Consider the following 14,835-nt stretch of genomic DNA (forward strand, 5'->3'; position numbering starts at 1 on the left):
TCAGGCCGTGCCGCCGGCGGCGGGCCGGCTCCAGTGCACCTTCACCGTGAAGTGGCCCTCGATCGCGCTCTTCGCGATCACCATGCCGGACTCCGCGTTGAACTTCATCCCGAACTCGATCTCGTACGAGTCCGGTCCCAGCGCCCGTACCGAGTCGATCACCGACCGGAGTGCCGGCCGGGCATGGTCGAGGGCGTCCTCCAGCCGCTGCCCGGCCCGCACCACTCCGCCCGGCTCCCGGGAGATCCGCTCCAGTCCCGGCGCGTCATCGGCCACCTCGACCTGCAACGACGTGCCGTCCGGACCCTCGAAACGCACGATCTCACTCATTGGCCCCCCAAGTGCCTTGTGAATCAAGGATGTTGGAACTCCCCTGCCGGTGATCGTAATAGCCCGAACGCCGGATCGGCGCGGGTTTGCGGCGATACGATGACCGTCTTGCGGCGCGGCCCAGAAGACGGCCCGCCGAGCGGTCGACTGGGGGGACGGTGGCCGACGTGGGCGACGCCAGGCAGGAGATCGCCGCCGCGCTGGCGGACACCGCGGTGGGCGAGCCGGAGGCCGCGCTGCGGGTCCTCGGCCGGGCACTGCGCTGGTCCGCCGCGGCACTGGGCGATGTGGACGGCGGCGCCGCGGGCAGCCGCGCCCTCGTCGCGCTGTTCGCGCTCGACGACGCGCTGGAGGAGAGCCGCGGGCTGGCCGAGGCCATGGCCGGGCTGCTGGCCGTGGCCGCACCCGGCCAGGGGCCCGGCAGCCGCACCGAGGAGCTGATGCGGCAGCTCACCGATCTCAGCGAACGGGTCGAAGGCGAACGCGCCGCCCTGGAGAAGCTCGCCGCCACCGAAGAGGCGTTGCGGGACCGGCTGGCCGCCCACGAGGGGCTGCGCCGCCAGGTCGACGAACTGCGGCGGCTGGAACGGCTGGTGCTCGCCCTGGACGCGCTCCAGGAGCAGCAGGAGGTCATCGCCCGGCGGCTGGCGGAGCTGCGGGGCCGGGACAGCGGCGTCGACGAGGCGCTGTGGACCAGCAGCGACGCGCTCGTCCGGCTCTCCGACGACCAGCTGGCCGCGCTCGCCCCGCAGACCCGGCAGGTGCTGGAGCGGGCCGCCGACGCCCAGCGGGCGCTGGCCGCCCAGGAGCGTGAGCACGCCGCGAGCGCCGCGGAACTCGCCGCGTACCAGGACCGGTCGGAGCGTATCCGCAGCGAACGCGGCGGGCAGCTCGCGTCCTTGCGGCGGTACGCCGCCGCCGACCGGGATCTGGCGCGCGCGTTGCAGACGCCGCAGGGCGCGCCCGCCGGGACCGCCACCGAGGAGCAGCAGATCTCACTGGCGGAGGTGGAGACCGCCGCCGCCGACATCGAGCGGCGGCTGCGTGCGGCGGACGACGCGCTGACCCGGGTGCTGGCGGAGCGGGAGCTCCAGGACCGGGACGGGCGGTTCATGGTGCAGCGCACCGGCTGAGGCGCCGGACCGCCGGCTGCACGGACGCCGTCGGCCGGGCGGCCGGGCCGCCCGCTCATCGTCTGCCCGGGTGCGTGCGGCCGGGCGGGTCCGGGACGTCGGCCGGGAGGAATTCGGAGGGGGCGGCCGGGCCGGGTGCGTGCCGTGCGGGATCGTCGGGCTTCGCGAACTCTCCGCCGCCGCGCACGAAGCGGTCGGCCATCCGCCCCTCCATGGTCTCCAGCAACTTCCGGACCGTCCGCGCGTTGCCGAAGCCCCTGGGATCGGTCCGCTGGGAGTCCTCCAGCCAGGCGGCGGCCCGCTCGGGCACACCGGTTCCCAGGGTGCAGCCGTCGGCGGCGGCCATCCGGCTCAGGATCTCCACCAGGTCCTTGATCGCGTAGTGCGGGAACGGCACCCGTTCGGCGAACCGCGACGGCAGCCCGGGGTTGCCGGCCAGGAAGGCGTCCATCTCCCGTGGGTAGCCGGCCGCGATCACCACCAGCCGGCCCCGCCACTTCTCCATCTCCAGGGTCAGCGTGTCGAGCGCCTCGGCCCCGTACCCCCCGTACTGGCTGTCCTGGACCAGGCTGTACGCCTCATCGATGAACAGCACGCCGTCGAGCGCGTCCTGTACGGCCTGTTGCACCATCGGTGCGGTCTGCCCGAGGTACGAGCCGACCAGGGTCGCCCGGCCGGCCTCCACCACATGGCCCTTGCGCAGCAGGCCCAGGTCGCGGAAGAGCGTCCCGACCATCCGGGCCACCGTCGTCTTGCCGGTCCCCGGGGGCCCGGTGAACAGCAGGTGCGGGGCCGCGAACCCGCTCTGCCCCCTGGCCTGCCGCAGCCGCAGCCGGTTGGTGAGGCTGGTCAGCACCTCGCGGACCGGGCCGAGGCCGACGTAGGCGTCGAGTCCGGCCAGCAGCGCCGCCGGGTCGGGTGCCGGGCGGTCCAGGTACTCGGCGTAGCGCTCGGGGATGTCCTCGGGCAGCACCGGCTCCGTGACCCGCCGGCGGACCCGGGCCGCCCACCGCGTGAAGACGGCGTCGGCGAGGGTGCGCATGTCCCGTGCGTTGCCGAAGGCCTCGTCGCGCGTCTCGTGCAACCGGTCGACGATCTGCCGTAGTTGCGCCTCGGTCTCCTCGGCCGCGCGGGCGCCGTGACCGGCCAGCCGCCGCAGCGCGATGTCCGCCAGGACCTCCGCCGGGTAGTCGGGGAACCTGAGCACGTTGTCCTCGGGGAACCGGCTGGCCAGCCCGGGGTTCGCGGCGAGGAACTCGGCCATCTTGTCCGGATAGCCGGCCACCACCACGACCAGCCGTGCCCGGTCGTCCTCCATCCGCCGCAGCAGCACCTGGATGGCCTCGCTCCCGAAACCGTCCTGCTGATCGCTGAGCCCGTACGCCTCGTCGATGAACAGCACCCCGTCCAGTGCCCGGTCGACGGTCGCATCGGTCAGCCCGGCCGTCTGGCCGACGAAGCCGGCCACCAGGTCCGGGAGCTTGGCCTCCACGACATGGCCCCGGCTCAGCAGCCCGAGATCGCGGTATATCTCGCCGACCAGCTTGGCCACCGTCGTCTTTCCGGTACCCGGGTTGCCGGTGAACACCAGGTGCAGGGAGGGCGGTTCGAAGCCGGCCGGGCGGCCGGCCCCCAGCTCCTCCATCGCCTCGACCACTCCGCGCAGCTGCTCGAAGTGGTTGCGGATCACGTCCATGCCCTGGAGTGCGTCCAGGCGTTCCCACGGGTCCCGGTGGTCGGTGACGGCGCCGCCACCGAGGATGTCGCGCACCACGGCGCCGTTCAGCGCGCGCTCCGGCGGGTTGGTCAGCTGCCGCAGCGACCCCCGCCAGGTGCGGGTGCTGCGCGGGTGGGTCGCCAGCGCCTTGACGATCGAGTCCAGCTCCCGCCAGTCCTCGATCCGCAGCCCCCACCGCAGCCGGGCCACATGGATCAGCCGTTCCAGCTCCGCCCCCTGCGGGTGATCGATCCGCACCGTGCCGGGCCGGCCCGACAGCGCGGCCTGGCCGCGGACGAACGTCTCCAGCAGGGGGAAGTGCCGGCGTGCCTCCACGTACTGCGCCACGTCCTCCAGCGACGGTTTCCGGAAGACCATCACCCACAGGTTCCCGTCGTCGCCGTGCTGGGCCCACTGGGCCATCGCGCTCGCCAGCGGGCGGGCCGCCTCGGTGTGTTCCAGAAGTTCCTCGGCGAAGGAGAACACCACCGCGGTCCGGGGCCGTGCCCGCTGGAGATAGCCGAGCAGTGTCATCACCCCGAACGGGTCGCTCCAGCCCGGCGCCGGTGCCACCGGCGTCCCGTCCGCGCCGGGCCGCCGGGGGCCGGTGGCGGGGCGGCGCCCGAGCCGGGAGCGGTGCCCGGGCTCGCGTTTTGGTGCGGGGCGCGGAAGCCCGGCACCACCAGATTGCCCATCGGACCCCGCATCCCCGGCGTGCGCATGGCCCCGGGACCGCCGGCGGCCGGCCGCCGTCCCGTGCCGCCGCCCCGGACCGACAGGTCGCGGGACCTGGTGTCCAGGAAGTACACCGGGTGCTGCAGGGAGCAGAAGGCGATCCGCTCGTACCCTTCGGCCCGCAGCAGTTGCCACAGGGTCTGTTCCAGGTCGCACACGAGGTAGGCGCTGTTGACGAAGACGTCGCTGACCCCCGGGCCGTACAGCACGGTGAACGGCTCGCCGCTGCGCAGTGCGGCGCCGGCGAACCGCTCCACCGTCGGCCCGGGCACGACGGGCGGCGCCTGCGTCATACGCCGCCCGCCCCGGGGCGCGACTGCCCCTTCCGCAGTGTCTGGTTCTGTTCCGTGGCCCGGGTGCGCCGCTCCGCCTCCGCGCGGTGCCGCTCGATGTCCAGCAGCTCCGGGTCGGGTGCTCCCGGCTCGGACACCGGCCGGGACGCGTTGTGGCCCTCGCCCTTGAGCGCCTCCTGGATCGCCTCGGCCCGGCCCCGCAGCTCCGCCTCCGAGGTGACGTCATGGTCGTAGGACAGCACCCGCACCACGCACTCGCCGGAGTCCCGGGCCGCCTGCGAGATGTCCAGCACGATCTCGTTGCCGTTGTCGTGCTGGAGCTTGGCGTAGTAGGCGCCCCGGGGGTCGGCGTCCTGGTACTCGCCGTCCACGAAATCGTAGAAGGCCAGCTCGCCGAGGGTCTGGGCCACCGCGTCCGCCAGGTTGACCCGGATCTGCGAGGCCAGGTGCCGCATGCCCGCCTGTGCGACCGTGTCGCCGAGGGTGCGCTCCAGCCGGGGCGCCTCCCGCTCGCGCAGGCCGTGCAGCGCCTCGACGTCCGTCCCGTCGTCCCGGGCCTGGGACAGTCCGTCGGCCGTCTCCTGCCGCAGACCGTCCAGTTCGTCCCTGGACCAGAACTCGACGTCGAGCGTGAAGCCCTCCATCGCGGTTCCGTCGGCCCCCAGCACCGGCCGCTCCAGGTTGCCCTCGATCAGCCGCTCCACCCGCACCAGCGACTCGACCGCCGCGGTCTGGGCCGAGCACCGCTCCAGTTCGCGCTGCTCGGTGTCCACCCGCAGCTCGCTCAGCGAGTGGTACGTCTCCTGCGCGAGCGCCAGCGCGGCGTCGAACCGGCCCTGTGCCAGGTTCTGCCCGGCGGTGGCCAGCCGGGCCTGGAGCCGTTCCAGCTCCTGCGGCGCGTACCGCTCGTGCAGCCCGGCCTCCGCGATCAGCCCGGCCATCACGTTCGCGTCCGCCAGCCAGGCCCGTACCGTCTCCTCGGCCCGCGCCCGGTCCTCCTTCATGATGTCGATGTCCGCGGCCAGCCGGGCCGTCTCCGCGCGCCGCTCGGCCCGTTCGGCGGCGAGTGCCTGCCGGACCTGTGCCTGCTGCTCGGCGAGCGCCTGTCGGGTCTCCTCCCGCAACCGGCCTGCCGTCGCGGCCAGTTCCCGGTGCAGGTCCTTCGCCTGTTCCTGCAGCCGCCGGGTGGTGTCGGCCTCCAACCGCCGGGTCTGCTGGCTGAGTTCGCCCATCGCCGCTTCGTGCCGCTGCTGGCGCTCCGACACCCGGGCGAAGGTCCGGTCGAGGTCGGCACGCGTCTGCGACCGTATGTCCTCGACCAGGCCCGGAAGGGTGCTCAGTACCTCCTTCAGCTGCTGCGCCTTGCGTTGGACGCGGTACCACTCCGCCTCGTCGACCGAGATGCGCTTCCTACCGCTCATCGTTCTCCAGCTCCCTTCCGGGGGACGTGCGGCCGCGGACGGAGTCGACCGCGGTGTCGAAGGCGGCCAGCAGCCCGGGCGGCGGTACGCCGATGAGCAGGGCCTCCCGGCCGGTGACCGCGATCTCGGCGGTCCGCGGTCGGTCGCCGAAGTCGTAGCCCTGGCCGGCCAGCCGCCCGGTCAGGTGGTGGACCCGCTGGTTGGAACTGCCGCGCAGGCCACGGCCGTCGTCGAGCGCGGCGACGTACCGGCCGTCGATCAGCACGTCCACCGCCGCCAGCAGGTCCGGCACACCCGGTGTCGGCGGGCGGGCGCGCAGGGCCGGCAGCCGGTGCCCGGTGAAGCAGATCAGCGACACGTCCCTGACCTCCCGTGCCAGCCGGACCACTTCGGCGAGGCCGGCTGCCTGCTCCATCGGCTCGCCGCCGGAGAACGTCAGCCCGGTCACCCGGGGGTCTGCCAGCAGCTCCGCCGCCAGCTCCCGCGGGGTGGCCCGGCGGGCCTCGTGGAACGGGATCCAGTCCGGCGACATGCAGCCGGCGCAGTCGAACGGGCAGCCCTGCACCCACAGCACCGACCGCACCCCGGGTCCCAGCGCCTCGGTGCCGACCCGGATGGCCGCCACGTTCAGCGCCGCGCCGGCGCCGTTCACCGGGCCCGTCCGCCGACCGGGACCTTGCCCGTCACCGGCGCCGGCTCGTGGGTGAACCGCACCCCGTTGATCACCACGTGCCCGCCGGGCACGCAGGTGGCCCTGCTCTCCCGGGCGATCGAGCCGTCCGGGGTGTACCGGATCAGCAGGTCGACCCGCGCGCCCCGGTCCGTCATCCGCCGCCGGCCCCGCACCCGGCCGTCGCCGCCGACCGTCGTCGGCCGCAGCCGCCGGCCGCGCCCGGCCAGCGCTATCCGCTCCGGGATCTGCGGGTCCAACGCCCGGACCAGCAGCAGCGTGCCGGTCAGCCGGGGCCGGTGCGACCGCCGCCACACCAGCCAGCCGATCAGCAGCGCCAGTGCCAGACCGCCCAGCAGGGCGGGCAGCAGGACCGCGGAGCCCACCGTGGCCCGCAGCGGCACCGCCGCCCCGGTGACCCGCACCTCCCGCGGGACGCCCAGCGAGATGTCGGGGGCGAGCGGCTGCTCCCAGGGCGAACCGACCCGCCCGGTCAGCCGCAGCACGGCGTTCGCGTCCTCGGTCCGCCGGAACGGCACCGGTCCCGCGGACAGCTTGCCCCGCAGTTGCACGTCGAAGGTCCGGGACGTGCCCGGTTGCAGCGTCACCTCGTCCGGCAGCCCGCTGACCGTGATCGACGCGTCCGCGACGGACGCCCGCAGCCCGGTGACGGTCAGCGGCACCCGGCTGGTGGTGGACCGCAGCGTCAGGTGCTCGGTGGCCGAGCCGTCGGTGAGGTCGGCCCGGCCGTCGCCCGCCCAACCGGCCGTCATCCCTTTGCCCTTGTCCCCGGCGAGCAGCAGCGCCGCCTGCCGGGCCCGGGTCCGGTCACCGGCCCGGGCCAGATAGCCGCCTAGGTCCTGGATGTTCTCCGGCCGCAGCTCCGTGGTGTCGGGAACGACGGTCCCGAGCAGGTCCGCGCCGGACGCCCCGGTGCCCAGCGGCAGTGCGTAGCCCGCCAGTTCGGCCCGTTTGCCGATCGCGGCCGCGCGCTGTGCCAGCGCCGTCCAGGCCGGTCCGGTGGACTTCGGGTAGCGCGAGCCCGGGGCCGGGTCCTGCTGCCCGTCGGTGAGCAGGACGACGGATGCCACCGGAGAGGCGTTGCCCCGTTCCAGCTCGGCGAGCGCCTTGTCCAGAGCGGCACCGATGTCGGTGGCCCCCTGCGGATTGGGCCCGGCGGGCAGATGGGACATGATCGCCGCGGTGTCGCCCGCGGAGCCGATGTACTGGATCTGCGGGCGGGAGTCGAAGGTGATGAGCTCGACGTGGTCCTTGGGCGTGAGGCCGTCCAGGAAGGGGCGGAGCGTGGCACGGACCGTGTCGTAGCGGCCGTCCTGGGTCATCGACCCCGACGTGTCCACCAGGATCGCGTAGTCGGCGGGCTCCTGGCCCAGCTGCAGCGCCTGGTAGACCTCCGCCCGGGTCGGGTGGGCCGCGTCGGCCGGCACGGCCTGGGCCGGCGCCGCCGCCAGTGCCGGGGCGGCCAGTAACGCGATGCTGAGTACGGCGGCGCACCTGCGGACGGTACGGAGCGCCCGCGGTCGGACGGTGTACTTCACGAACGCACTTCCTTCAGGTCGGTCGGCAGACTGCCGAGCGGGTATTCGCTGGGCGCCCCCGTGCCCAGCGGTTGCAGCACCAGGCGCGCCGTCCCGTCGACGGCGACGCGCACGCCCACATGGAAGCGGTCGCCCTCGCCGCCGTCAGGCAGCAGCAGGGTCTGTACCGGCGCGGTGCGGCGCCCCGCTGTGTCGCGCACCCGCACCCGCACCGGTCGCCCGGCGGCGGTGCCCTCCGGCCCGGTCCGCAGCCGGACCCGCTGCCCGTCGGCCTCCGCGAAGACGGTGGCGCCGCCCGGCTCCAGCGCCCCGGCCGCGCTCAGCAGCAGCTCTTCGTCCCGCGGCCGGCCCGCCACCGTGCGGTGGGTACCGACGCACACGGCGTACGGGTAGCGGTCCGCGGGATCGATCCGTCCTGCGGCGACCAGGGCGGCCCCGTAGACGGCGGCCAGCGCGGGGTCCACCCCGGCCGGCAGCGCGACGGACTCCCCCTGGCGCTCCGTCAGATGCCGGACCAGCGGCAGGAAGCGGGCGGCGCCACCCACCACGACCGCCGCGCCGCGCGGCTGATCGTCGGACGCCTCGTCCAGCACCTGGTCCAGGCAGGTGGTGAGCCGCGCCAGGGCCCGGAGCACCGCACCCGCGGTGATCTCCCGACCGGCCACCTGGTGCACGGCGAGGTCGTGGTAGCGGTCCGGATGCGACTGCGCCTGGGTCAGCATCACGTCCAGCCGCAGCGCGGCACCGTCCGCCTCCCGTACGGCCGCGAGTGCCTGGCGCTGTGCCTCCTCGGCAGGCAGTCCCGCCGACAGCAGCAGGGCCGCGTCGAATCCGGCGGCGTAGCCGTCGGCGGGCGCCTGCCGCGCGTCGCCGGTCACCGCCACCGTTCCGGGCGTGACGGCGCACACCGCGACCCGCGCCTCGGTCGCGCCCAGGTCGCACACCGCGTACCGGCCGGCCGTCACCGTGCCGGTGTGCCGCAGCAGCGCCAGCACCGCGTGCGGGGTGCCCAATGCCCGGAACCGCGGCGCCCGGCCGGTGCCGTGCAGCGCGGTCAGCGTGTCCGCGCCCCGGCGGGCGTGCTCGGCCCGGTCCCGCTGCGGGACGACCAGCACCACCTGGTCGGGGACGCCGTGCGCGTCGCGGTACGCGGTGTACGCCGCGCGCAGCGCGGTGGTGCGGTGCGTGCCGCCCGGCTCGGCCGGCGCCGGCAGGCCCTCCCCCGGCACCGCCCCGGGCAGCCCGACCAGTTCGGCGGTTCCGTGCGGGCCGATGTGCGCGATGCGGACGTAACGGGCGCCGACGTCCACGGCGATGGCGCTCACTGGGGCCCTCGCTTCCGGAACGGCATGGAGGGCAGGGAGGGCAGATGCCAGCCGGACCTGCCCTGGTGGTCCTGGTCGTCGCTCACCGCGGGCCCGCCCTCGGGAACGGGTACCGGCGTGGGCGCGAACGGCTGTTGGTACGGCGGCTGGGGAGCACCGGCGACCGGTGGGCGGTCCTGCGAACTGCCGCCCGGTGGCTGGGCGGAGGGTGGCGGCGGGGTGCCCAGAGCGGCGAGGAGTTGCTGGTGCCGGTGCACCTGCCCGGTACTGAAACCGTGCATCTGCCGGACCAGTGCCGTGTACCGACCGCTGCGGTGCAGCGCCCTGTACAGCTCGATCCCCAGCGCGGTCCGCTGTTTTTCCAGTTCCACCGAGGCGTAGAAGGCGAAGAGCGGTCCGTACCGTTCGACGGCCGAGGCCACCTCGTGCAGCAACTGCCGGGAGAAGCCCCGCTCGCCGTACGCCGCGGTGACGATCCCGCACCAGTGCGGGTACGACTGCCCGTTCCTGATGGCGAGCCGCACGTCGCGCGCCGGGCGCAGCCAGTCAAGACCGGGCCGGCGCTCCAGCGACCGCAGCGTCCCGTCGGTCAGGTCGAGGTCGAGCCAGGGCTCGTAGGTGTCCCGGGTGAGCCGGGTGACCAGTCCGTCCAGCACGGTCGACTCGGTGGAGCGGAGCCGCCTCATCAGCCGTTGCAGCACCGTCCACCGGGCGTCGCCCGGCGCGTCCCCGAGCAGCGTCTCGATCGCCAGGTCCTTCAGGACGGGGTCGGCGTCGATGCGTCGCACGACGGCGTCCGCGTACCCGTCGAGTACCTCCTGGCCGGTGAGCCGGGCCAGCCTCGGCAGGGGTGCGATGGTGCGGGAGGAGTCGTGCGCGCGGACCAGCACGTCCAGCAGATCGGCGTCCGCGGCCGCCCTCGGCATCGATTCCGTCGCGTCCGGCGACGCCACGGCGTTCAACAGCGCCGACAGCTCCCGCCGGTGGTCGCTCCGCGGGACCTCCCGCAGCGCCGGCCACAGCAGGCCGACCGTGGCCGGCTGCCGGTTCTCGGCGGCGATCTCCAGTGCCACCCGCCACCCGGTGCCCTTCGCGTGCGCCGAAGTGAAGTCGGCCGCGTCGGCCTCGATGGCCTGGTCAGGGGCGAGCCGGCCGGTGATCACGGCGGCGAAGCGCAGCCAGCCCGGCCACCGGTCGAGGTCGGCGGCGATGGCCGATGCGACGATGCGGGCCAACGGCGACCGGTCCCGGCCCGGCTCCATGAGGGAGGCCAGCCAGGCGTGCCCGACGTCGCTCCGGTCGAGCACGATCCGGTCGGCCACGGCGGACGTGTGCGCGTGCTTGCGCTCGACGAAGTAGGCCAGTTCGCCGACCCAGACCGGATCCTGGCCCGGCGCGGTCACGAGGGCCGTGAACAGCTCGTCGAACAGGCCCGGGTGCCGGACCTCGAACTCCCGCAGCACACCGAGGTGGCTCTTGGCCCGGGCGAAGCTGTCGCTCGTCGCACCGAGCGCGATGACGTCGGCGGCCAGCAACCGCGGTGTCGACCGGAGCCAGTGCTGTTCCAGCAGTTCCCGGGCCTGGCCGCCGTCCGGGCCCGGGACGAGCCGGAAGAGGAAGGACACCAGCACGGCCTGATGGTGCTCGGCCAGCGACTCCATCCGGTGCAGGTGCAGCAGCCGGACGACGTCGCGCAGGTTGCCGCGGCCCTGTTTGATGTCGCTCACCACGGAGCTGAGCAGGTCCATCTCCCGCAGCAGGTGCAGTGCCTGAGCGGCCTCCTGAACCGGGACGACCGCGGTGGCGGCCAGCAGGTGCTCGACCATCGCGACGGTCGGCTCCTGCTTCTGCCGCATGCGCCACAGTTCGGTGAGGTACGCACGCGCCGTTTCGCCCTGGGGCTCCGGCGGCAGACCGCTGCCCAACGCCACCTCCATCTGCCCGGCCCGCGCGCCGGGTGCGAAGACCAGCCGCAGCTGGTGCTCGGACCTGCCGGTCCAGGTCGCCCCGCTCAGCCAGGCACGGCAGCCGTACGGCAGCAGCGCGCACACGGCGTCCAGGATCTGTACCCGCCGGTCGGTGTCCGGGACGGGGCCGCCCGGCGGCACCGTGATCACCACCCGGCGGCCGTCCAGCAGCAGCGCCGCGACCCCAGCGGCCCAGCCGAAGTCCAGCTCCTCCACCGTCGCGGCGAGCTGGGCGGCGTCGGCGCGGGCCGCCTCGAACGGGACACGGTCGTCGGACCGTTCGGGCGACCGCACGCGGGCCGCGCCCCGGTCGAGCCCGGTCCAGGTCAGTCCGGCCGTGCCGGCCTGCTGCCACTGCAGCAGCATCAGGCTCCAGGAGTAGCTGGCCGCACCGGTGGCGTCCCGGGTGCCGTCCCATGTCATCTCCGCCACCGCGCACACGGGAACCGGCTCGTCCGGCACGGTGCCGAGGAACACCCGCCACGGCAGCGCGCCCACCGGATCGCGGTCGTCCGGCGTTCCGGTCGTGGCTCCGAACAGATACCGCTCGGCCCGGACCTTCGGCAGGCTGCCGCCCAGCATCTCGTACCCCATGCTGTGGCCCTGGTGCTTGCCGAGCACCGCCCAGTCGGCGGGCAGCGTGCTGTCGGAGCCGCCGCTCACCGCAGGCGCCCCTTACGACCGTCGACGCGGATCCGGCGCTCCAGGTCGATCAGCGGTTCCAGGACGTTGATCGGCTCGGGCGAGGTGCAGATCCGCGGTTTGCCGTCGACGGACTCCACGTTGAGGTAACTGCGGTAGTCGAACGTGTGCTGCGGGTTGAGCCGGAACCCGATGGCCGACGTGGCGTAGTACGAGATGCGCTCGGGGTGGAAGAAGTTGTTCAGCCCGTCGCGCACCAGGCGGGCGGTGGAGCCGCGGAACTCGTCGCAGAGCCAGGAGAAGAAGCCGGCGCTCTGCTCCGCGGGCACCCGCGGAATCTGGGACCCGACCGAGTCCTGGGTGACCCAGCCGGCCCGTACGGCGGGTTCGAAGATGGCGGGATCGTCGAACTTCGCGACACAGACCGACACATAGTGCGGCAGCCTGCCCCGGTGGTGTCCGCCCGCGTCACGGACCCGCGCGTTCAGCGCGTTGAGCGTCGCGTAGAAGTAGTTCAGGCTCTCCGTCCCGCTCTTGCCGTCCAGCAGCGGGTCGAAGAGGTAGATCAGCCCCTTGGCCGCGGCCAACTGGTCGAGGATCTGGGCGTGATGGGGGTTGTTGCGGTTGAACGCCTCACCCATCACGTCCTGGACGTCCAGCACGAAGCCCAGTTCACGGGTCTTCCCGAACCTCCTGGCCGGGCCCTCCTGCCCTTGGAAGGACCAGCTCAGACCCTCCAGTCCCACGGTGGCGTCCGGGAAGACGCGGCTCATGGTCAGCCGTTCGACGCTGTCGTTGAGGAATTCGGTGGCCTGCGGAGTCATCCCGCCGATCACCCAGTTGTCCGGGCTGTGCCGGTGGTGCTGCATCGCCGCGATCGGCAGGGCGCCCAGGAAGGTCGTCTTGCCCGACCGGGGCGCACCCCACAGTCCGATCCGCACATGGTCCGTGGCGGAGGCGACGCCCGCCGGCGCGGTCGGGATCCGCAGCGGCGCGAGGTTGCCGTCCGGTACGGCATACGTCTGCTGCGGCGCCGACTCGTACCCGTGGGCCGGTGCCGGCGGAGTCTCCGGCGGGTGTGCCGGCGGCCGGATGTAGGCCAACGAGCCCGGCCCGGCCGGCGGCCGGGAACCGCTCTCCGGGGTCCCGCCGGGCGGGGACGCGGGAGGGGCGGGGATGATCGGCGGAGTGCCGAGGGGGGTCGCTTGCGTCTCGTCTCGGTCGAACTGGGCCATCGTGTCTCTCCTCGTACCGGAGCTGGGGGTCACCGCAAGGCGGTGGCGAAGGCGAGCGGGCAGGGTGGGCCGTCCGACCGCCATGCCGGGGTCAGTTCCGCCGCCACGTCGGCCGGGGCGTTCCTGCCGGGCTGGAAGGAGCCCTCCGCCGACAGGGCGGCCCACGTACCGCGGGCGTAGTCCCCGACGGGATCAGGGCTGCCGGGCGGACCTGGCGGGGTCTGATCCGCCCGGGTCAGCACCCGCACGCCGTGCCCGCGCAGCGCGTGCAGTTCGTGCTTCCAGTCGGCGCCGAGCGGACAGGACGGCACCGGGCCGCGCAGCACGGGCATCGCGGGCGGGCGGCGGGCGACGATCAGCACGGTGCGCCGGGTGGCAGCCGCGGCCCGGGCGGGCACCACCGCCAGCCGGACGACCGCTTTGAGCGCGTCCTCCAGCGACGACGTCGTGTCCTGGCGGCGCAGGGCCGGTTTCCAGCCCGCCAGTTCCGCCAGGACGTCCCCGGCCGGGCCGGCCGGACGCGGCAGCAGCAGGGTCGGCCGCTGCGTGTGGCTGTTCTCGTGGATCACGTGGTCGTAGTGGCCCACCACACCGACGCGCAGCCCGGCCCCGCCGTTCCGTCGCGCGAGTTCGGTGACGACCTCCCCGACGAAGTCCAGCCGTTCGGCGGTCTCGGCCGTATCGGCGCCGCTCATCTCGACGGTGAACCAGACCTCCAGCCCGGGCGGGCGGATGATCCGGCGGGGAAGGCCGCTGATCAGAGCCGGGATGTCGAGGGCGGGACGGCCGTTCTCGGCCGGCGCCGCCCGGCCCGTCAGACGCACATCGCCCGGGCCCCGTAACTCGAAGGTCAGCCGGGCGGTGCCGAGCGCGTGGAGTTCCGTGCCCGGGGCGGACAGCACCGCCGCCCCCGTCCCGTCGGCCGCCGGCCTGCCGGCGAGTACCGGCAGCAGCACCGGCGTACCGTCCTCGATCCCGCCGTGCACGGTGACCGCCGCGGTCGCCGTCCCGCCGGCGGGCAGCCGGGATCCGGCCGGGAAGAGCACCTCGGTGTACGGGTGCACGGCGCCGGTGCGGTCGTCGAACCGGGCCAGCAGCAGCGTGTGGTCGAGCAACAGGGGTGCTGTGCGAAGCAGTTCGTCCACCGCGCTCTCGGCGCCCGGCACGCCGGGACCGCTCGACGGTTCGGGGCCCGGCCCCGCCTCGGCCCGCAGCGGATAGGCGGCGCGCAGCAGGTCCGCGGCCCGGTCCAGCAGCACCCAGCCGGACCGGCGGCTCAGCAGCACCATCGAGTGGGCGTAGGAGGGAGGCACGTACGCCTTCAGCCAGTTCGCCACCGCCGTGTCGAAATCCGCCCGGCCGACCAGGGGAAGGGTGCCGATCCCGCCGGCGAGCTGGAATCGGCGAATTTCCGGCCGCTGGTCGAGAAGCGGGGCGACGGAGCGCCACTCGGTACTTCCGGCGTCGGTCTGCCGGGGTATCCCGTTCACGTCGGCGGAGGCTCTGATCATGCTGACGCAATCAGGGCCGAATTCGATGAACACTAACTCCTTGATACGCCCGTTGATCAAATCGGCGAGGATCTCGGGCCATCGCGCGGAGTCCTGCATCGACAAACCATTCGGTACGCGGGAACCGGCCACCGGGCTTTTCGCCCCCGGTCGCGCGGGTCCGCCGCGAATCACCTCGGCGAGCTGTCCACCGTCGCCCGCACCCGCGTTCGAAAGCGCCGCCGCCCTGGTGTCCCAGGCGTGTCCGGCCGCGTCAACGGCCGCGAGGTCCCGCTGCCGATCGGTCTCGGTCAGTTC

Annotated in this window: 11 protein-coding genes; 1 reads left to right on the forward strand and 10 read right to left on the reverse strand. The window is 74.0% G+C overall.

All coding sequences use genetic code 11. The features are described 5' to 3' along the window. On the reverse strand, positions 1-330 hold the full coding sequence (locus LNW72_RS02430) for a CU044_2847 family protein (protein WP_250973777.1): 330 nt from the start codon (positions 328-330) through the stop codon (positions 1-3). A gap of 167 nt (positions 331-497) precedes the next feature. Between LNW72_RS02430 and LNW72_RS02435 the strand changes: the two genes are divergently transcribed. Further along, positions 498-1,463 carry a hypothetical protein gene (locus LNW72_RS02435; protein WP_250973778.1) on the forward strand — a complete coding sequence of 322 codons (966 nt, stop codon included), beginning with the start codon at positions 498-500 and terminating at the stop codon, positions 1,461-1,463. A gap of 55 nt (positions 1,464-1,518) precedes the next feature. Here the strand turns inward: LNW72_RS02435 and LNW72_RS02440 are convergent, their stop codons facing one another. Genes LNW72_RS02440 through LNW72_RS02480 form a run of 9 tightly spaced genes read right to left on the reverse strand, consistent with a single transcriptional unit; the run spans position 1,519 to position 14,538 of the window. Further along, complete coding sequence (locus LNW72_RS02440) at positions 1,519-3,753, reverse strand: AAA family ATPase (RefSeq protein WP_374117116.1); 2,235 nt, start codon at positions 3,751-3,753, stop codon at positions 1,519-1,521. Continuing rightward, positions 3,714-4,208 carry a hypothetical protein gene (locus tag LNW72_RS02445; protein ID WP_250973779.1) on the reverse strand — a complete coding sequence of 165 codons (495 nt, stop codon included), beginning with the start codon at positions 4,206-4,208 and terminating at the stop codon, positions 3,714-3,716. Before LNW72_RS02445 ends, LNW72_RS02440 begins: the two co-directional genes overlap by 40 nt. Beyond that, on the reverse strand, positions 4,205-5,629 hold the full coding sequence (locus LNW72_RS02450) for a hypothetical protein (RefSeq protein WP_250973780.1): 1,425 nt from the start codon (positions 5,627-5,629) through the stop codon (positions 4,205-4,207). Before LNW72_RS02450 ends, LNW72_RS02445 begins: the two co-directional genes overlap by 4 nt. Next, entirely contained in the window at positions 5,619-6,281 is a 663-nt protein-coding gene (locus tag LNW72_RS02455; RefSeq protein ID WP_250973781.1) for a 4Fe-4S single cluster domain-containing protein, read from the reverse strand. The genes LNW72_RS02450 and LNW72_RS02455 overlap by 11 nt, the downstream gene beginning before the upstream one ends. Then, positions 6,278-7,858: a vWA domain-containing protein gene (locus tag LNW72_RS02460; protein ID WP_250973782.1), complete on the reverse strand. Its 1,581-nt coding sequence runs from the start codon at positions 7,856-7,858 to the stop codon at positions 6,278-6,280. The genes LNW72_RS02455 and LNW72_RS02460 overlap by 4 nt, the downstream gene beginning before the upstream one ends. After that, positions 7,855-9,183, reverse strand: a complete 1,329-nt coding sequence (locus LNW72_RS02465) for a hypothetical protein (protein ID WP_250973783.1) — start codon at positions 9,181-9,183, stop codon at positions 7,855-7,857. The genes LNW72_RS02460 and LNW72_RS02465 overlap by 4 nt, the downstream gene beginning before the upstream one ends. Next, positions 9,180-11,813: a hypothetical protein gene (locus LNW72_RS02470; RefSeq protein ID WP_250973784.1), complete on the reverse strand. Its 2,634-nt coding sequence runs from the start codon at positions 11,811-11,813 to the stop codon at positions 9,180-9,182. The genes LNW72_RS02465 and LNW72_RS02470 overlap by 4 nt, the downstream gene beginning before the upstream one ends. Continuing rightward, positions 11,810-13,027: a hypothetical protein gene (locus LNW72_RS02475; RefSeq protein WP_250973785.1), complete on the reverse strand. Its 1,218-nt coding sequence runs from the start codon at positions 13,025-13,027 to the stop codon at positions 11,810-11,812. Before LNW72_RS02475 ends, LNW72_RS02470 begins: the two co-directional genes overlap by 4 nt. 29 nt (positions 13,028-13,056) lie before the next feature. Further along, positions 13,057-14,538 (reverse strand): hypothetical protein, encoded by a 1,482-nt coding sequence (locus LNW72_RS02480; RefSeq protein ID WP_250973786.1) that lies wholly within the window; start codon positions 14,536-14,538, stop codon positions 13,057-13,059. Positions 14,539-14,835: the final 297 nt, after the last annotated feature.

Origin of the sequence: Streptomyces sp. RKAG293 (assembly GCF_023701745.1) — a bacterium.
GTDB lineage: Bacteria > Actinomycetota > Actinomycetes > Streptomycetales > Streptomycetaceae > Actinacidiphila.